Raw genomic sequence first — 18,927 nt, 5'->3', positions numbered from 1 at the left:
GCGTCGCGATGGCGGCGGTGAGCCGTTTCAGATCTTGCGGCCCTGACAGGCGATGGTCGCCGCCCTTGACCAGTGTGAGCTCGACATCGGCGCCGGCCAGCAGATCGACCAGCGCAAGCGCGTGGCGCCAGGGAACGTCGGGGTCCTGCATGCCTTGCAGGATGCGCACCGGGCAGCCGGGATCGAAGGCATGGCCTTCGATGAGATGCGAGCGACCTTCCTCGATCAGGTGCCTGGTGATGGGATAAGGATCGCCATAGGCCGACGGCACATAAGTGACGCCGGATCGCTCGATTTCATCCTTCGCCGCTTGCGGTAGCTCGCGCCACATCAGGGCCTCGGTCATGTCGAAAGCAGGCGCGATCAGCACCATGCCGGCGAGTTCCTGACTGCGGCGTGCCTGCGCGAGGTGCCGCGCGAGCAGCAAGGCGATCCAGCCGCCCATCGACGAGCCGATGACGATGCGCGGGCCCTCGCCCATCAGGTCCCACACCGCGATCGATTCTTCGAGCCAGTCGCCGATGGCGGCGCGGACCAGATCGCCGCCGGAGAGGCCGTGGCCTGAATAGTCGAAGCGCAGCATGGGCAGACCCTGCTCTGCCGCCCAATCCGCCACGGCGGTGGCCTTGGTGCTCCCCATATCGGAGAGGAAGCCTGAGAGCCAAAGGAGTGCCGGACCCCTGCCTCCCCTTCGGCGATAGGCGATGCGCCTCCGCCTCGCATCGGTGCCGACTTCCAGGAATTGCGGTTGACTGTCGTCCATCCTAAGAAACTGATGACCTTTCGCCGCGCATCCGGGAAGCGAAGCCCTCATCCATGGTGACCATACTCCAGGTCGTGCCGCGCCTCGATGCCGGGGGAAGCGAATTGGCGACCATCGAGATCGCGCAGGCGCTGTCCCGCGCAGGCGCCCGCGCGCTGGTCGCCACCGAAGGCGGCCGCATGGCGGAGGCGGTGGGCAAGGCCGGTGGCGAGATAGTGCCCCTTCCGGTGGCGAGCAAATCGCCGTTCACCATCCTCGCCAATATCGGACGCCTCACCAAGCTGATCAGGGACCGCAAGGTCGATCTCGTGCATGCGCGAAGCCGGGCACCGGCCTGGAGCGCGTTGCTCGCGGCGCGGCGGACGGGCAAGCCGTTCGTCACCACCTATCACGGCGCCTATGGCGAGACCGGCCCGTTCAAGGCGGCCTATAACAGCGTCATGGCGAAGGGCGATCGCGTCATTGCCAATTCGCGTTACACCGCATCGGTGATCGAAGCGCGGGACGCGAGCGCCAGGGATCGCATCCGCGTCATTTATCGCGGCGTCGATCGCAGCGTCTTCGATCCCGCCGCCGTCGATGCCCAAGCGGTCGATGCGCTCAGAGCTGCTTGGGGCGTTCCTCCAGGCACCAAGATCGTGCTCCACGCCGCGCGCCTCACCAGCATCAAGGGGCAGCGCGACCTGATCGCCGCAGCGGCGCTCGCCAACGCCGAGGGCGCGCTGCGCGATGCGGTGGTCATACTCGCCGGCGATGCGCCTGGACACGACGCCTATCGCGAGGAGCTGACCGGGCTGATCGCGCGTCATGGCCTCGGCGACAAGGTAAGGCTCGTCGGACATTGCCGGGAGATGCCGGCTGCCTACCTCGCATCCCAGGTTGCAGTCACCACATCGACCGTGCCTGAGACCTTCGGGCGTACCAGCGCCGAAGCGCAGGCCATGGGCTGCCCCGTGATCGTGCCGGACCTTGGCGCACTGCCGGAGACCATCGTCGCTCTGGGGCAAAGCCAAGCTGGGTTCACCGGATGGCTCTTTCCGCCGCGCGATATTGCTTCGCTCGCAAGCCGCATCGGCCGGGCGCTTGCCCTTACCCGTGCGGAACTGGCCTCGATCGGCGTCCGGGCGCGGGAGCATGTTGCCGCGAATTTCACCCTTGCGCAGATGCAAGGGGCGACGCTTGCCGTCTATGACGAGCTGCTCGGCACCGATCTCGGCGAGCGGTTCGAGCGCGCCTCACCAGCAGACCTTGGCGCCGGTGGTACAAACGACCGGTGACACCACACCCTTCCAGCACAGCGTATAGGCGGTGTCGCTGACCACGTCCGGGGGGAGAAACAGGCTGGGGTCGACCTCGCTCCGCCAATAGGGAACCGGCCGGGGCTTCTGTGCGGTTTCGCTCACCGGGCCGGTCACCCCGGTCTCACCCTTCCATTTGTCGATCGCCTCGCGCAGCGACTTTTGCGATGCGTCGACGGCCTTCGATTTGATGAGCGCATCGGCGGTGCCCGAGAAGTATATGCATCGCGTGAGCTGAGCCGAAGCCGGAAAGGGCATGACCCAACAGGCGAACGCCACGAGGGCGAGCAGCAGGCTTCGGCGCATCAATTCCCCCTCGAACGTCTCATCGCAACCATGGCAAATTTGCTGCAAAAGTACAAAGGCCGTGCGAGGTGAATACCACCGGCTTGACTTGTCAGCCCGGTTGCCGATCCTATAGAAGCCTTAGGTTCGCTTCCGAGACGGCCGATCAGGCTTCGCCGGGAGCGGCCTCAGGACGTGCCACAATAGAGGAGACCGACACATCGCAAGACGGCCGATGAAACTCACTCCCGACAGGGGAGGCCCGCGTATCAACGAGGGCATTGACACTCCGAACATCCAGCTCATCGACGCTACCGGTAACAATGTCGGCGTGGTCGCCATTACCGACGCGCTGGCGCGCGCGGCCGAGGCCGGGCTCGATCTCGTGGAGATCTCGCCAAATTCCGAGCCTCCGGTGTGCAAGATCCTGGACTTCGGCAAGTACAAATATCAGGCGCAGAAAAAGGCCGCCGAGGCGCGCAAGAAGCAGCGCACCGTCGAGATCAAGGAGATCAAGATGCGGCCGAACATCGACATTCACGACTATGACGTGAAGATGCGCTCGATCGTCCGCTTCTTCGAGGAAGGCGACAAGGTGAAGGTCACCTTGCGCTTCCGCGGCCGCGAGATGGCCCATATGGAGCTCGGCGCCAAGCTGCTCGACCGGGTGAAGCAGGACACCTTGACGCTGGCCAAGGTTGAATCCGAGCCGCGGCTCGAAGGGCGGCAAATGGTGATGGTGCTCGCCCCGCGATAGGATTTCTGGCTCTAACCCTTGCGTTCCGGCGCCAATCCACTCTATAAGGCGCGGTTCTTAGGAGCCGCCCGGCGGGGCATGCCGTGGCGGCTTCCATGCTTCAACCATCGAATTTAGGGCTCCGGCGGTCGCGATCGCCTGAGGGTCCGCCAAAAAAGGAAGCCAAATGCCCAAGATGAAGACCAAGAGCGGTGCCAAGAAGCGCTTCAAGGTCACGGCCGGAGGCAAGGTCAAGTGCCAAGCCTCGCGCAAACGTCACGGCATGATTCAGCGCCCGACCAAGTTCATCAGGAACGCGCGTGGAACCATGGTCCTGTCCGACGAAGACGCCAAGATCGTGAAGACCTATTTCCTGCCCTACGGCCGCTAGGCCCGCGCGCAGGCTCGTTTCAGGAGGCACCCAATGTCACGTGTGAAACGCGGCGTTACCAGCCATGCTCGCCATCGCAAGGTGCTGAAGCAGGCCAAGGGCTATTACGGCCGCCGCAAGAACACCATCCGCGTCGCCAAGCAGGCGGTGGAGAAGGCCGGGCAGTACGCCTATCGCGACCGCAAGGTGCGCAAACGCACGTTCCGGGCGCTGTGGATCCAGCGCATCAACGCCGCTGCGCGCCTGCACGGGCTCACCTATGGCCGGTTCATCGACGGCCTGAACAAGGCCGGCATCGAACTCGACCGCAAGGTGCTTGCCGATATCGCCGTGCACGAGCCGTCGACCTTCCAGAGCCTGGCCGAGGCCGCGTCAGCAGCGGCCAAGGCCTGAGCGTCCAGCTCCCGTGGCCGAGACGCCCACGGCTCAGACCGCTTCGCTCGAGGGGATCGAGGGCGAGCTGCTTGGCACCATCGCCGAGGCGAGCGATCTCATCGCGTTGGAAGAAGTGCGCGTCGCGGCCCTCGGTAAGAAGGGCCGCGTCTCCGAGCTGATGCAGACGCTCGGCCGCATGCCGCCGGAAGAGCGCAAGGGCTTCGGCCAGGCGGTCAATCAGCTTAAGGATCGGGTGGGCGAGGCGCTGGAGAGAAAGCGCGAGGCGCTCGGCCGTGCCGCGCTCGGCGCGCGTCTCGCGCAAGAACGGGCCGACGTCACCCTGCCCGTGCGCGAAGGACCGCTCGCCGAAGGCCGCATCCATCCGGTGAGCCAGGTCGTCGACGAGATCACCGAGATCTTCGCCGGTATGGGCTTCTCCATCGCCGAAGGTCCCGACATCGAGACCGACTTCAACAATTTCACCGCGCTCAACATTCCGCCCGAGCATCCCGCTCGGCAGGACCACGACACCTTCTATTTCGCCGAAGGGCCCGACGGCACGCGGCCGGTGCTGCGCACCCATACGAGCCCGGTGCAGATTCGCACCATGCTGAAGCAGAAGCCGCCGCTTCGCATCATCGCGCCCGGACGCGTGTATCGCAGCGATAGCGACCAGACCCACACGCCGATGTTCCATCAGGTCGAGGGCCTAGCCATCGACGAGGAGACGCATCTCGGGCATTTGAAATGGGTGCTCGAGGAATTCTGCAAGGCCTTCTTCGAGGTGCCGCAGGTGAAGATGCGCTTCCGGTCGAGCCATTTCCCCTTCACCGAGCCCTCCATGGAAGTGGATATCGGCTACGCCAAGGTCGGCGACGAGATCAGGATCGGCGAGGGCGACCAGTGGCTGGAGATTCTCGGCTGCGGCATGGTGCATCCGAACGTGCTCAGGAATGTCGGGCTCGATCCCGCGCGCTATCAGGGCTTCGCCTTCGGCCTCGGCATCGACCGCATCGCCATGCTGAAATACGGCATGCCGGACTTGCGCGCCTTCTTCGCCGCAGACTTGCGCTGGCTCAAGCATTACGGCTTCCCCTCTTACGCCGTGCCGACCCTCGCCGGCGGGCTCAGCTCCTAGTTAGTACCGATGCCGCACGCCGCTGTTTCAGATGGAAGGAGACGCCGGGCGAAGGCCTTCCGCCGTCAAATGACAACGGCGGAGCGAAAGCTTTGGTATGCGCTCAAGGCGCATCGTTTCGAGGGGCTCGGCTTCCGCCGCCAGGTGCCTCTTGGGAGGTACGTTCTCGACTTTGTTTGTCATGAACGGGGGCTGGTTGTTGAGGTCGATGGCGGCCAGCACTTCTCTGCCTTGCGAGCTGGGCGCTATGCTATTCGAGACCGTTGGTTGCATGCGCAGGGGTACCGCGTCGCCAATAACGAGGTGATCAACAACCTGTCGGGCGTGCTTGAGTATTTGTTGAGCGTTGACGCTAACTCCCCGCTCCCCCCTTGTGGGGGAGCACGACCGCGCTTTGCGCGGTCGGAGGGGGGTGAAGCACGGACTCAGTCGAAGCCGAAGACCCCCCTCCCTACCCTCCCCCACAAGGGGGGAGGGGGCACTGCTGAGCCGTCTGTAGAAAACTCCAGAGCTTCAGAGAGCAGCGTAGTCGCAAGATGAAGTTCACGCTTGCCTGGCTGAAAGAGCATCTCGACACGCGCGCGAGCGTGGCCGAGATCGCCGACACGCTCACCCGCATCGGGCTCGAGGTCGAGGGGATGTTCGATCCTCGGACAAAGCTCGCGTCCTTCACGGTGGCAGAGGTGCTCAAATGCGAAAAGCACCCGAACGCCGACAAGCTTTCCGTCTGCGAGGTTGATACCGGCAGCGAGCGCTTGCAGGTCGTGTGCGGCGCGCCGAATGCGCGGGAGGGCCTCAAGGGCGTGTTCGCAGCCGTCGGAAGCTACGTGCCGGGCATCGATCTCACGCTGACCAAGGCCAAGATCAGGGGAGTCGAGTCGAACGGCATGCTGCTGTCCGAGCGCGAGCTCGAGCTGTCCGACGAGCACACCGGCATCATCGAGGTAGCCCCCGACGCCAAGATCGGCAGCCCCGCGGCGAAAGCGCTCGGCCTCGACGATGCGGTGATCGAGATCGCCATCACGCCGAACCGGCCCGACTGCCTCGGCGTGCGCGGGATTGCCCGCGACCTCGCCGCCGCAGGTCTCGGCAGGCTGAAGCCAGCGCCGGTAAAGCTGGTCAAAGGCAGCTTCGCCAATCCAATTGCCATCAAGCTCGATTTCGGCAAGGAGACCGCGAGCGCCTGCCCGATCTTTGCCGGGCGGGTGGTCAGGGGCATCAAGAACGGCCCGAGCCCGCAATGGCTGCAACGGCGCCTGAAGGCGATCGGGCTTCGGCCGATCAACGCGCTAGTCGATATCACCAATTACATTTCCTATGACCGTGGCCGGCCGCTGCATGTCTATGACGCGGACAAGCTCAAAGGCGCGATCAGCGCGCGGCTCGGACGCAAGGGCGCATCCTTCAAGGCGCTCGACGGCAAGACCTACGAGGTCGACGAGGACATGTGCGTCATCGCCGACGACAGCGGCGTGCTCGGGCTTGGCGGCGTGATCGGCGGCGAGGAAACCGGCTCGACCGACGCAACGACCAACGTGTTCATAGAGTCGGCCTATTTCGATCCGAAACGCACGGCGCGCACGGGCCGCAAGCTCAACATCCAGTCCGATGCGCGGTTCAGGTTCGAGCGCGGCGTCGACCCTGCCTTCGTGGTGCCTGGGCTCGAGCTTGCCGCGCGCATGGTGGTCGATATTTGTGGGGGCGAGGCGAGCAAGGTCACGATCGCCGGCAAGCCGCCGAAGCCGAACGCGCCGTTTGCCTTCGATCCCAGGCTCGTGAAGCGGTTGAGCGGTCTTGGGCTGAAGGGCGGCGAGATCAGGACGCTGCTCGCCGCGCTCGGCGTCGAGCTCAAGGGCAATGCGCCGAAACTCAAGGCCGCGCCACCGTCGTGGCGACCCGATATTTCCGCGCCCGTCGATCTCGTCGAGGAGGTGGTGCGGCTTGTCGGCGTGGACCAGGTTCCGGCGACGCCGATGAAGCGCGAGGCCGGCGTAGCACGCCCGGTGCTGACCGAGATGCAGTCGCGGACGCGCCGCGTGCGGCGCGTGCTCGCCGCCCGTGGCCTGGTCGAGGCGGTGACTTGGTCGTTCATCCCGCCCGATCAGGCGAAGCTGTTCGGCGGCGGCGCGGCGGAGCTCACCTTAAGCAATCCGATCTCGACCGAGCTTGCGGAGATGCGGCCGGGACTCTTGCCTGGCCTCGTCACCGCAGCGCAGCGGAACCGCGACCGGGGCTTTGCCGGTGGCGCGCTGTTCGAGCTTGGTCAGGCCTATCGTGGACCGCTCCCCGAGGATCAGTTCGTTGCCGCCGCCGGCGTCCGCTTCGGCCGTTCGGCGCTGCAAGGTTCAGGCCGGGATTGGTCCGGCGAAGCCCCTGCCGCCGATGTCTTCGCCGCCAAGGCAGATGCTGTGGCGGCGCTCGCGAGCGTCGGCATCGACCAGGAGAACCTGACCGTGACGCGGGAGGCGCCCTCCTGGTTTCATCCCGGCCGCTCGGGCGCGCTCAAGCTTGGGCCGAAGGTTACGCTCGGCGTGTTCGGCGAATTGCACCCTGACGTGCTGGCGAAGCTTGGCGTGGACGCGCCGCTTGCGGCTTTCGAGCTTTACCTCGACGCGATTCCTGCGGCGAACCGCAAGAGCCTGACGAAGTCAGCGCTCGATGCATCCGATTTACAGGCGGTGAAGCGCGACTTCGCCTTCCTGCTCGATGCCGACGTCGCCGCGGCCGACGTGCTGCGCGCCGCGCAAGGCGCCGACCGCGCGCTGATCACAGCAGTCGGCGTGTTCGATGTGTTCACCGGACAGGGCGTGCCGCAGGGCAAGAAGTCGCTCGCCATCGAAGTGACGCTTCGACCTCGGGAGAAGACCCTGACCGACGCCGAGATCGAGGCTGTCGCGGCGAAGATCGTCGCCGCGGTGATGAAGGCCACCGGCGGCGAGCTCCGGGGATGAATTATGACCAATGATCTTGTGGCCTTTGGCGTAGCGGATTCAGTGAGACGCCGCCATTTACGCACCCCGAGGATCGGGAGCACCTAAAAGCCGTTGGCAAGCTGGAGGAGATAGGCTGCACCGACTTTGAAGCCTTCGTAGCCAGCAAGTATTTTGGGCAGGAGAAGAGTTCGGCATTTCACAGTGGGTTGCTGCCGGTCCCCTATATGGGCGATCTGGAAAGAGCAGAGATCTACGTCCTCATGCTCAATCCTGGATTCAAGCCGCTCGACTATAAAGCCGAGAGCGACAACCGCTTCCGGCAGGCGCTGGTTGCCACGCTCCGCCAAGAGCTAGAGGCTCAGGAGTTTCCTTTTGTCTGCCTCGACCCTCAATTCGCGTGGACGGGAGGATTCAGCTATTGGTTCGGAAAGCTCGGTGATGTCGTGCGTGAGATCGCCAAGAGGCGCTTCAACAACAAGCCTCGCTGTGCCCTTAGGTTTCTGGCAACCAAGCTTGCCGTCATGCAGGCGTTCCCGTACCGCTCGGAATCGTTTGGGGCCGGCGGTGTCGTTCAGAAGTTGCCGTCATTTCTGAAGGCCAAGAATTTTGTGCACTCCAGCCTTGCAACCGCCAATGGCGGCAAGATATTTATCCTCCTTCGCGGCGCTGAACTATGGTCGGTTAGCTCACGCTTCCCCCCGGCTATCGTGTACGACCCGGCCCAAGCTCGTAGTGCGAGTCTCTCGCTAGAGTCTCAAGGTGGCGAGGCGATCATCGACCATTTAATGCGCACTTAGACTATTCAGTGAACCGTGCTGATCGCGGGTCACATCGCAGCGGCGCATCGTCGAAGCCGAGATTGTGGTCGCGGGCGAAGTGGATCATGGCGCGCTCGGTGAGCGCGGTGATGGTGAGCAGCGGATTGACCCCGATTGAGCGCGGGATGATGGCGCCGTCGCACACATAAAGCCCCGCATGCACGTGGCCCTTGCCATCGAACACCCGGCATTTGTGATCGACCACGCCGCCTGAGGCGTCATCGCCCATGCCGCAGCCACCAAGCGGGTGTGCCGTCGCCGGTTTCGTCCCCATGGTGGTCGCCCCGAGGGGGCTCTTGATGTAGCGCGCGCCGACGGCCTCAGCCGCCTTGCTCAAGGCGGCATCGACGCGGGCATAGACCGGCTGGTCGGCGACACGCGGCCAATCGATCTGCGCCTTGCCGTTCTCCAGGCGGATGCGGCCCTTGGCCTCGTCATGGGAGACCACGAAGAAGGTGTAAAGGCTCTGCAGCGGGCCGTGATAGACGCCCTTGATCAGGCTCTGGGCGGCGCCGAGCAGCCTGCCGCCTGAGATGAAGAACACCGGCAGAAGCGGCGCGAGTGCCGACGGCAACACGCCTTCCTGGATGAACATCGAATGGTCGAGACGGCCGTCGTCGTGCAGCTCGATCTCGCCGGTGACGCAGGCGCCGATGGCGTCGCCGACGAATTTCGGCGGATACCCGACGCCGATGCCGTTCACCCGCCCCTTGCCGCCAAGGGCAAAGGCGATGATGTCGCCATTGGCGGAAAAGCGCTCACCCAGATGGTCGGAAAGCGGCAGCCCCTCTTCGCGCGAGCGGAGCAGGATCTCGGTCGAGCCGAGCGTGCCGGCGGAAAGCACCACGGTCTTGGCCTCGACCGAGCGGAGAGCGGCGTCGGGCTCTTCGGTCGGCGCGAAATGCACCCGCCAATGGCGCCCCTCCTTGGCGACATGGCTCACCGCGAGCTCGGTAAAGATCTCCGCGCTATGCCCCTTGGCGTCGGGAAGATAGGTGAGCGCGATGGTGTTCTTGGCGCCGACGTTGCAGCCAGAGCAGCAATCGCCGCAAAGCGTGCAGGCCGGTTGCTCGACGCCGGCCGGATTGACCGTCTCCTCGAAGCTGACCACGACGGGAGCCGGGACCGGAGGCTGGCCGAAGCAGGCGCTCGCCGCCTCAAGGGCGCGATATTTGGTGAAGTCGGAGGGGCGTGCGTAGCGAGTAGGGCGCAGCATGGCGTTCGCGCGGCCGAAGCCTTGATCGAGCAGCCCGTCCTCCCTCACCTCCTCGGGCCAGGCGCTGTCGGCGAAAACGCGCGGGTCGGGACGCAAACCCACGGCGGCATTGATCAGCGATCCGCCGCCAAGCCCGCAGCCGATCAGCACGTGGATGTCGGAGCCGAGCCTGAAGTCGAACAGCCCGGTGCGGCGGCCGCTCCGCATCTTGCCGCCGACGATCTGGAGCTCGCGGCGAAGCTCCGGCAGGCGGTTGGGGAACTCTCCGGTCACGAACTCGCGGCCGCGCTCGATGACGCAGACGCTGAGGCCCGCGCGCGCAAGCCGCGAGGCGGCGACGCCGCCGCCATATCCTGAGCCGACCACGACCACGTCATAGGCAGGCCTGACCGCGTCAGGGGGTGAGGACAGCCGCTTGGTCATGGCTCTCCATAGCGGAAAAGTATTGGGCGCGACAAACTGTGGCTGGCATATCCCTGAATCAATTCGTTTCACGGTCGCGCGAGAGGCGGTTTGCCGACGGCGCGCAGCTCCCTATGCTGAATTTGAGCAATTCTGGAGATCATGACCATGTGGAGATGGATAGGCGCAATTGCGGCTGCAGCCGTGCTCGCGGTTCTCGCGATGGGCGGCGGAGCGCAGCAGGCCCCGGCGGCCGATGAGAGCAAGACCGCAATTTTCGCCGGCGGCTGTTTCTGGTGCGTCGAGGCTGCCTTCGACGAGGTCGCCGGAGTGACTGAAACGGTCTCGGGCTATGCCGGCGGCACCGAGCCGAACCCGACCTATGGCAAACACGAAGGCTATCAGGAAGCGGTCAAGGTCACCTTCGATCCCGCCAAAGTGACCTATGCGCAGTTGCTCGACACCTACTGGCACAATATCGACCCGTTCGACGCGAACGGCCAGTTCTGCGATGAGGGCAACGCCTATCGAAGCGTGATCTTCGTCGGCGACGATGAACAGAAGGGGTTGGCTGAGTCCACCAAGAAGCAGGTCGCTGACCGCTTCAAGGAGACGGTGGCGACCGAGATCAAGCCGGTCACCACCTTTACCCCGGCTGAGGACTACCACCAGAACTACCACAACGTGAATCCGGTCAGTTACAAGTACTACAAATGGGGTTGCGGGCGGGCGCAACGGCTTGAGCAGATCTGGGGGCCGAAGCCGGCGTGACCGCGCCTCGCTCTTCCCCCCACTGGCGACAAGGAGTTGTGCATCCGGAAGGGCGGGACGTCCGTAGCTCATGAGTGAGTCCAAAAACCGAGACGGCGGCATGACGACGGAAGACAAACGCGAAGTCATCTACCGCCATTCGGGCGCGGTACGCGCTACCCATTGGGTGAACGTCATCGCCTTGCTTGTGCTGTTGATGAGCGGGTTGCAAATCTTCAACGCCCACCCTGCCCTCTATCTCGGAGCGAAATCGAATTTCGACGATCCGGTGATGGCCATGCGGCCGATGAAGCATGGCGATGAGCTCTTCGGCATCACCACCATCGCCGGCTGGAACATCGACACGACCAATCTGTTCGGCGTCGCCTATGACGAGGCCGGCGACTATGAGATCAGAGGCTTCCCCTGGTCGGTGACCTTGCCGGGCCACCGCGACCTCGCCACCGGGCGGCGCTGGCACTTCTTCTTTGCCTGGCTCTTCGTCATCAACGGGCTCATCTACCTCATCTACAGTCTGATAAGCGGCCATCTCAGGAAAGATCTTGCGCCAAGCGGTAGCGAGCTGAAGCATATCGGCGCCTCGATTTGGGAGCACATCAGGCTCAAATTCCCGCAAGGCGACGAGGCCAAGCGCTACAACGTGCTGCAGAAGCTTGCCTATCTCATCGTGGCGCTCGTGCTTCTGCCGCTGATGCTGGCGACGGGGCTCGCCATGTCGCCGGGCATGGATGCTGGCTATCCCTTCCTGCTCGAGATTTTTGGCGGCCGGCAATCGGCCCGCACCATCCACTTCATTGCCGCGAGCGGCATCGTGCTGTTCGTGGTGGTGCACATCGTCATGGTGCTGATCACCGGCGTGTGGAACAACCTCCGCTCCATGATCACCGGCCGCTACGCGATCAAGCTGCCGGAGGGCCAATCATGAGCGCGAAACCCAAGCTCGACCGTCGCGGCTTCCTCACGCGCGGCCTTGCCGTCGCAAGCGCTGCCCTTCTCGGCGGCTGCGACAGCGAGCTGTCCGAGCAGCCTTGGGTCAAGCGCATTCTCGACAAGGCCGAGACGCTGACGCGATTGAGCCAGAGGGCGCTGGTCTCCCCGGCGGCGCTCGCCCGCGAATATAGCGAGGCCGACATCTCGAAGGACTTCAAGGCCAACGGCTCGACCGAGGTTGACGATGACGGATACCGGGCGCTTGCCGCCAACGGTTTTACCGACTGGAAGCTCAAGGTCGGCGGCCTCGTGGGGCAGCCGCTCGAGCTGTCCTTGGCCGAGCTTCGCGCCATGCCGGCGCGCACCCAGATCACGCGGCATGACTGCGTCGAGGGGTGGAGCTGCATCGGCAAATGGACCGGCGTGCCGCTGAAAGCGCTGCTCGACAAGGCGGAGCTCAAGCCGTCGGCGCGCTACCTCGTGTTCTATTGCGCCGACGATCTCGGCGAGACCGGCGACGATGAGGGAAAATACTACGAATCGGTCGGGCTCGAGGACGCCTTCCATCCGCAAACTATCCTCGCCTACGACATGAACGGAGCGCCGTTGCCCATTCCCCACGGGGCGCCGCTCAGGCTCCGCGTCGAGCGCCAGCTCGGTTACAAGATGGCGAAATATGTGATGCGCATCGAGGCGATGGATGGGCTCGCCGGAATTCGCGGTGGCCGCGGCGGCTTCTGGGAAGACCGCGGCTATGAATGGTACGCCGGGATCTGAGCAAGGACGCGAAGCCCTAAGGCTTCGGCGCGTACCGGCGACGTCCTGCGCCAATTCATTTGCGGGAAAATAGGCCGGGCCGTCACCTGTCTCCAGATTGAACACCCTGTTCAGCCCCAGTTCAGCTCGCGGCCGTTAGACCTTCAGCGCATGAGCGACTTGCAACCTGCCGAGGGAGGCAATCATGCGCTTCGCCGTTGTCTTTTTGATAGGGCTCACATTGATAGGGCTCACAGCCTGGACCGTCCCCGCTCTCGCCGACGATGGGGACGACTGGCCAGACTGCAATGCCGCCAGTGTCGAAAGCGGCATCGACGCCTGCACGCGAATCCTGCAGCGCGGCGAAGCCAGCGCCGCCGATCTCTCCGTCGCGTACAACAACCGCGGTCTGGCCTACGCCAACAAAGGCGATAACGATCGCGCCATCGCCGATCTCAGCCTGGCGCTCAGCCTCGATCCTCAAATGGTGGTTGCCTACGACAACCGTGGCTATGCCTATCAAAACAAGGGCGAATACGACCGTGCCGTCGCCGACTATGATGAGGCAATCAGGCTCCAATCCGGCGATGCGCAGCTCTACAACAAGCGCGGCAACGCTTATTACGGCAAAGGGGACTACGACCTCGCTCTCGCCGACTACAACCAGGCCCTCAAGCTGAAGCCAGATTTCGCCGTGGTTTTTTCCAATGCCGGCAATGCCCGCCTGAATCGAGGTGAGTACGACCGCGCGATCGCCGATTACAACAAGGCGATAAGTTTCCAGCCCAATAACGCCGCTTATTACGACCAGCGTAGCGGAGCCCACTACGCAAAAGGGGACTACGACCGCGCCATCGCCGATGCGACGCGCGTCATTGAACTTGATCCGGCAAACGCCACTGCCTTCAACAGTCGCGGCTCATCCTTTATTTTCAAGGGAGACTACGAGCGGGCGATCGCCGATGCGACGCGGGCAATCGAGCTCCGTCCGAACAGCGGCTCCGATTTCAACAACCGAGGTCGCGCCTATCTTGAGAAGGGCGAGTTCAGCCTTGCCATTCGCGACCTTACGCGCGCGGTCGAGCTCATCCCTCAATCTCCAAATCCGTATCGCCACCGCGGCGTCGCCTATCTCAAGACCGGAAAGATCGACCTGGCTCGTGCCGATCTAACAAGGGCGCTCGAGCTCAAACCCGACTACCAGGATGCCAAGACCGCGCTTGCGGAGCTCGAGCAGGCCGAAATCTCGACCAAGGCAACGCCACCCTCGCAATCCACCACGACGGAGCAGGCTGCGCCCGAAGCCAAGGTCGCGCTTGCGATTCCTTTACCGCGGCCGTCCGCCTTCCCAAGCGGCAAGCGTGTCGCGCTCGTGATCGGCAACTCCGATTACCGCAGCGTGGCGAGATTGGCGAACCCGGCGAACGACGCGAGGCTCATGGCAAATGCCTTGAAGAGCCTCGGCTTCGAACTGATCGGCGGCGGCGCGCAGCTCGACCTCGACAAAGCTGGCTTCGACGCCGCCGTGCAGAGCTTTGGCAATCAGTTGCAGGGCGCCGATGTCGGTCTTTTCTACTATGCCGGCCACGGTCTTGGCCTGCGCGGGACGAATTACCTCGTCCCCGTCAACGCCAACCCGAGCCGCGAGGCCGATCTCGATTTCCAAATGGTGGATGTCGAGGTGGCGCTGCGCCAGATGGAGGCGTCAGGCACGAAGCTCAACGTTGTCATGCTCGATGCCTGCCGCAACAACCCCTTCGGAGGCAGAGGCCTCAGGGCAGGCAGCGGCGGCCTCACCCAGATGCAGGCCCCGGAGGGCACGCTGATTTCCTATGCCACCCAGCCCGGCAACGTGGCCCAGGATGGGACCGATGGCGATAGCCCCTACACCAAGGCGCTTGCCGAAATTGTTCCGAGGTCCGGCCTCGATATCTTCCAGACGTTCAACCAAGTCGGGCTCGCCGTGAAAAAGGCGACCGGCGGTCAGCAACAGCCTTGGCTCTCAAGCTCGCCGATCGAAGGCGAATTCTTCTTTGCCGGCCGATAGGCGAGAGAACCTCTACCTCTTCTAACCCGATTGCACCGCGAATTCAGCCGCCGTTCAGGTTGCGGGCTCTACTGCAGCAGGATTAGGATCGATCGAGCCTGTTTTGCCTGGGGAGGCTGCTATGCGGACTGTCACGTTGCTCCTGGTTTTGGTCCTGGCATCCACGTCGGCGGCCATGGCGCAAAGCGGGACCAACAGCCGTGTGCTGGAAGAGAGAGAATCCGCTCCAAGCGGGACCACCAGCAGGACCCTCGACGAGCGCGCCGCGGGAAGAACGGATCCTGTCAGCCGGACTCCCGACGATCATGAGAGAGAGTCCACGCAACCGCAACCAGTTTATCCAAACGCTGCTGCCGCGCAAGCCTGCCTCAAGCCCCCAGTTGCCTTTGACGCCGAGAAAGTCATCAGCGCCTGTACGATCCTTATCGAAAAAAGCCCGCAAGAGGATGACCGTGTGTCAACCCTGCGGAAACGGAGCATCGCTTATTTTTCGCAGGGCCTTTATGACCGGGCCATCAGCGACGCCGATGAAATGGTGCGATTGGAGCCAGACAGCTCCTCCTATGACTGGCGCGCAGCGCTCTATGACGCCAAGGGCGAACATGACCGTGCCATCGCCGATAGCGATCAAGCAATCGCCCTCGCGACGGCGCCGAATTCACCTTATCTCGAGTCTAATTACTACTTCTACATATACCGAGCTGATGCTTTTGCCCACAAAGGTGAGTTCGAGCGCGCCCTCGGCGACTACGAACGCGCGGCAAAACTAAATCCTGATGCGCCAATGGTTGACTACCATCGCGGCGACGCTCTCCGCGTGAAGGGCGATTTGGACGGCGCCATCAGGGAATACGACGTGGCATTGCGCAAGGCAGCTAAAGGCGACGACTCGAAGCTGATAATGGCGAGGGCGCTCTACGGCCGCGGCCTCTCTTACGAAGCCAAGGGTGACCACGACCGGGCTATTTCCGATCTCGACGATGCCATCGTTTGCTTCCAGCATGCTGCCGGATGGTCCGAGGATATTCCCGCGCCCGCGCCGGCCCCGGCCCCGGCCCCTTACGAAGACTCCAGCCAGATCGCCAACGGCAGCGAGGGCTTCCAAGCCGGTAAGGCCTGCGCCGAAGGTGAGCAGCACAATGGGTCCTTCGCCGTCGCACTGCTGGCAAGAGGTTCAGCCTACGAGGCGAAGAGCAGAGCTTCCACGGCACAAAGCTCAGTAGATCAGGTCGACGCCTATCGAGAAAAGGCGAGAGTAGATTTCCAGGAGACTCTGTCGTCCCCGCCAGTGAACCTCGAGAGCGTTGCCGTCGAAATGAGTGATTTCGATGTGACCCCGGTGCACGAGGCCGCCCGCAAACGACTCGCGGCGCTCGATGGAAAACGACCGGCGCCGGCTCCTGTGGCAGCAACGTCCGACGCGCCTGCTGCGCAAGACGGCAAAACTTCGCCCTCGGCCATCGAACCAACGGATCCAGACGAATGCTTCAACACCGTTGCCAATAGTGTGCGCCTGGCTGGCGGCGCGCTCCATGTCAACCGAGATAACTTCTTAGGCGATCCAAATCGCGTCATAGAGGCGTGCTCGCGGCTTGAAAGTGGATCGGGCGGCAATTCGCGCGGCAATGAAGAGATTCATGCCTCGCGCGCACTGGCTTATCGAATAAAGGGCGACTATGACCGAGCCATCGTCGAAGCCGATGGACTCCTGCGCGACGCCGCGAATGGACGCGAGGATCTCGTTGATGCTTATGTCTTTCGAGGTTCCATCTTTTTGGCCAAGGGCGACTTTGACAGCGCCCTTGCCGACAGCGACAAGGCGACTGCACGAGGGGCCGACCTGACCGATAGGAACAACGCAGCGGTCCACACCCTCCGTGGAGCGGTGCTACTTGCCAAAGGCGACCGCGATCGCGCCCTCAATGAATACCAACAGGCCATCGCGGCGTATTCCAAGATCATTGATCGAAACCCAACTGACCGAGAATCATATTTGGCACGGGGGCTCGCGCGCGAGGCTAGTGGCGATCGAGAGGGCGCGAAAGCGGATTTCCGGCTGGTGTTGTCAAGAGGGCCAAACGACGAGACCTCGCAGGCAACCCCGCTGCAACATTTGGCGGCGCTCGAGAACAATGAAGCTACCCCGTTACCATCGAATAAGGCGGCAACAGACACTGGGGCGCCGGTTCCACTGCCTGCGGTTACCGCCGGCAGTGAGGTCAGTCAGGCCGTCAAGTCTGCTTGGAACGAGGTTCTCGGCCAATATCAGCGCCGCGCCGACCTCGTTCCCAATCTGATCGAAACGATGAAGGGCTATGCCGCCAGTGAGAGCAAGGTTCTCGCCGAAGTCATCGAAGCGCGCGCCAAAGCGACGCAACAGCAGTTTTCCCCAGATGCTCCAGTCGAGCCCGACGCCTTGAAGAGAGTCGACGATGCGCAGCGCCCGCTCAGCGAGGCGCTCACTAGGCTGTTTGCCGTCACCAAGAACTATCCAGACCTGACATCGAACCAGAACTTCGTGGCGCTGCAGTCCCAGCTCGAAGCGACCGACAACCGCATCGCCATCGCGCGGTACGACTATATCGAGGCCAACCGGCAATCGAAGGCATCCGAAACAGCGAAGGCGGAACAACCGGCCCCCGCGCCGGCGCAGGCGCCGGTTGAGGCTTCCGCCACGCCGTCAGTCCCCGCCCCGCAATCGAAACCTGCCGAGGAAGCCGCAGCCCCAGTGCCAGCGCCGGCGCCGCAGGAGAAGCCGCCAGTCGTGGCAAAGGCCGAGGCTCCTGCCGCACAGCCGCCGGCGGTCTCCCCACGACAAAGTCCGACACCAGCCGCGGAGCAAAGCCGGCGTCTTGCGCTCGTTGTCGGCAACGACGCGTACGAGAATTTGCCGCCGTTGCGCAAAGCCGTGAACGATGCCCGCGCCGTCGGTGAGTCCCTGACCAAGCTTGGCTTCGAGGTGAGCGTGCTGGAAAACGCCTCGCGACGAGCGATGACCACGAAGCTTGTCGAATTTGCCGGCCGCGTGACGCCCGGCGATACGGCGCTATTCTTCTATGCCGGACATGGCGTCACCATGGGCGGCACCAACTATCTGATACCGGCCGACGCGCCGGAGATGCATGAAGGCCAGGAGGCCCTGATCGCAGCCGAGGGCGTTTCCGCAGACGGCGTCATGCAGCAAATCCAGGGGCGCGGCGCCAAGGTGGTCATGCTGGTGCTCGATGCTTGCCGCGACAATCCCTTCGCCAAGGCCGGGGGTCGTGGTGTTGGCGGCACGCGCGGCCTCACCCTGATGACCGTTCCCGAGGGCGTGTTCGTGCTCTACTCGGCTGGCATTGGCGAAACCGCGCTCGACCGGCTCGGCGACGACGATCCAAATCCAAATTCCGTCTTTACCCGGACCTTCGTGAAGCTTCTCGGCGAGCAGGGATTGACCGTCCACGACATCGCCAAGCGAACCCAGCACGACGTCTACCAGCTGGCGAAGGGCGCCAGCCATACGCAGATGCCGGCTTACTACGACCAGATCCTAGGTGAGCTTACGCTGTTGCCGGGCAACTGAGCTGGTTTGGGCATGCGAGCAGGGAGACGCAGCGATGCCCTACGCGAAAGTGTTCCCATCGTTGTCCGAGGGAACAGGAAGCCCAAACAATAGCCAGACAAAAAAGGGACCCGCAAACCTTGCGGGTCCCGCTTGCATGGTCCTGAACGGATGGACGTTAGCCAGCGGCCTTCTTGGACGCCCTTTGCGCCGACCGATAGGACTTGAAGTGAGCCTTGCATTCCTTCCGGTACGCATGGCGGGACTTGAGATCGCCCGGGAACTTCGCCTTGGCGGCCTTGAGGCATCCGCTGGAAGCGGCCTCCGCCGGCGTCGTGTGGACGGGCATCGTTACACCAGCCACGAGACCCGTGACGGCAGCGGCAAAAATAATTCTCTTCAGCATGGATTACTCCGTTTCGTTTTTGGGGAAACTCGGTGTGCCGATGAAGGCGTGAGCTTCAACGGCTCCGCGGCGAGGATGTTCCGCCGGGCCGGGGTGAGAGAAAGCCACGAAATCCGCT

The 18,927-nt window shown here is 63.5% G+C and carries 17 protein-coding genes; 13 read left to right on the top strand and 4 right to left on the bottom strand.

What is annotated here, in order from left to right; all coding sequences use genetic code 11:
• On the bottom strand, positions 1-763 hold a 763-nt coding region (locus ACREC7_RS03670), incomplete at its 3' end, for an alpha/beta hydrolase (protein ID WP_431554339.1).
• Positions 764-816: 53 nt separating this feature from the next.
• Here ACREC7_RS03670 and ACREC7_RS03665 point away from each other — a divergent pair.
• Positions 817-2,040, top strand: coding sequence for a glycosyltransferase family 4 protein (locus ACREC7_RS03665; protein ID WP_431554338.1), 1,224 nt, complete (start codon positions 817-819; stop codon positions 2,038-2,040).
• On the opposite strand, the gene ACREC7_RS03660 is transcribed toward ACREC7_RS03665, so the two are convergent.
• Complete coding sequence (locus ACREC7_RS03660; RefSeq protein ID WP_431554337.1) at positions 1,999-2,367, bottom strand: hypothetical protein; 369 nt, start codon at positions 2,365-2,367, stop codon at positions 1,999-2,001. The genes ACREC7_RS03665 and ACREC7_RS03660 overlap by 42 nt on opposite strands.
• A 214-nt stretch (positions 2,368-2,581) precedes the next feature.
• On the opposite strand from ACREC7_RS03660, the gene infC reads away from it, so the two are divergent.
• The 7 genes from infC (at position 2,582) to ACREC7_RS03625 (ending at position 8,716) form a co-directional block, all read left to right on the top strand.
• Positions 2,582-3,103 (top strand): translation initiation factor IF-3, encoded by a 522-nt coding sequence (gene infC / locus ACREC7_RS03655; protein WP_431554336.1) that lies wholly within the window; start codon positions 2,582-2,584, stop codon positions 3,101-3,103.
• A gap of 166 nt (positions 3,104-3,269) precedes the next feature.
• Entirely contained in the window at positions 3,270-3,473 is a 204-nt protein-coding gene (rpmI, locus tag ACREC7_RS03650) for a 50S ribosomal protein L35 (RefSeq protein ID WP_431554335.1), read from the top strand.
• A 33-nt stretch (positions 3,474-3,506) separates the two neighbouring features.
• Positions 3,507-3,866: a 50S ribosomal protein L20 gene (gene rplT / locus ACREC7_RS03645; RefSeq protein ID WP_431554334.1), complete on the top strand. Its 360-nt coding sequence runs from the start codon at positions 3,507-3,509 to the stop codon at positions 3,864-3,866.
• 13 nt (positions 3,867-3,879) lie between these two features.
• On the top strand, positions 3,880-4,986 hold the full coding sequence (gene pheS / locus ACREC7_RS03640; RefSeq protein WP_431554333.1) for a phenylalanine--tRNA ligase subunit alpha: 1,107 nt from the start codon (positions 3,880-3,882) through the stop codon (positions 4,984-4,986).
• Between the two features lie 9 nt (positions 4,987-4,995).
• On the top strand, positions 4,996-5,526 hold the full coding sequence (locus tag ACREC7_RS03635; RefSeq protein WP_431554332.1) for an endonuclease domain-containing protein: 531 nt from the start codon (positions 4,996-4,998) through the stop codon (positions 5,524-5,526).
• On the top strand, positions 5,523-7,937 hold the full coding sequence (gene pheT / locus ACREC7_RS03630; protein WP_431554331.1) for a phenylalanine--tRNA ligase subunit beta: 2,415 nt from the start codon (positions 5,523-5,525) through the stop codon (positions 7,935-7,937). Before ACREC7_RS03635 ends, pheT begins: the two co-directional genes overlap by 4 nt.
• A 206-nt stretch (positions 7,938-8,143) precedes the next feature.
• Positions 8,144-8,716 carry a hypothetical protein gene (locus tag ACREC7_RS03625; protein ID WP_431554330.1) on the top strand — a complete coding sequence of 191 codons (573 nt, stop codon included), beginning with the start codon at positions 8,144-8,146 and terminating at the stop codon, positions 8,714-8,716.
• Between the two features lies 1 nt (position 8,717).
• Here the strand turns inward: ACREC7_RS03625 and ACREC7_RS03620 are convergent, their stop codons facing one another.
• Positions 8,718-10,376, bottom strand: coding sequence for a GMC oxidoreductase (locus ACREC7_RS03620; RefSeq protein ID WP_431554329.1), 1,659 nt, complete (start codon positions 10,374-10,376; stop codon positions 8,718-8,720).
• A 141-nt stretch (positions 10,377-10,517) separates the two neighbouring features.
• Between ACREC7_RS03620 and msrA the strand changes: the two genes are divergently transcribed.
• The 5 genes from msrA (at position 10,518) to ACREC7_RS03595 (ending at position 18,424) form a co-directional block, all read left to right on the top strand.
• The gene (gene msrA / locus ACREC7_RS03615) at positions 10,518-11,126 is read left to right on the top strand and encodes a peptide-methionine (S)-S-oxide reductase MsrA (RefSeq protein WP_431554328.1); all 609 of its coding nucleotides are present in this window, start codon (positions 10,518-10,520) and stop codon (positions 11,124-11,126) included.
• 100 nt (positions 11,127-11,226) lie between these two features.
• Positions 11,227-12,051, top strand: a complete 825-nt coding sequence (locus ACREC7_RS03610) for a cytochrome b/b6 domain-containing protein (protein WP_431554327.1) — start codon at positions 11,227-11,229, stop codon at positions 12,049-12,051.
• Entirely contained in the window at positions 12,048-12,833 is a 786-nt protein-coding gene (locus ACREC7_RS03605) for a molybdopterin-binding protein (RefSeq protein WP_431554326.1), read from the top strand. The genes ACREC7_RS03610 and ACREC7_RS03605 overlap by 4 nt, the downstream gene beginning before the upstream one ends.
• 184 nt (positions 12,834-13,017) lie before the next feature.
• A complete protein-coding gene (locus ACREC7_RS03600; protein WP_431554325.1) occupies positions 13,018-14,859 on the top strand; it encodes a tetratricopeptide repeat protein in 1,842 nt (613 codons plus the stop codon).
• Positions 14,860-15,313: 454 nt separating this feature from the next.
• Positions 15,314-18,424 carry a LemA family protein gene (locus tag ACREC7_RS03595; RefSeq protein ID WP_431554324.1) on the top strand — a complete coding sequence of 1,037 codons (3,111 nt, stop codon included), beginning with the start codon at positions 15,314-15,316 and terminating at the stop codon, positions 18,422-18,424.
• Between the two features lie 157 nt (positions 18,425-18,581).
• Here ACREC7_RS03595 and ACREC7_RS03590 read toward each other — a convergent pair whose 3' ends face one another.
• On the bottom strand, positions 18,582-18,809 hold the full coding sequence (locus tag ACREC7_RS03590) for a hypothetical protein (protein WP_431554340.1): 228 nt from the start codon (positions 18,807-18,809) through the stop codon (positions 18,582-18,584).
• Positions 18,810-18,927: the final 118 nt, after the last annotated feature.

The organism is Methyloceanibacter sp. (assembly GCF_050728395.1).
GTDB lineage: Bacteria > Pseudomonadota > Alphaproteobacteria > Rhizobiales > Methyloligellaceae > Methyloceanibacter.
Note: the sequence above shows the minus strand (reverse complement) of the source record. Positions and strands in the feature narration are given on the sequence as shown.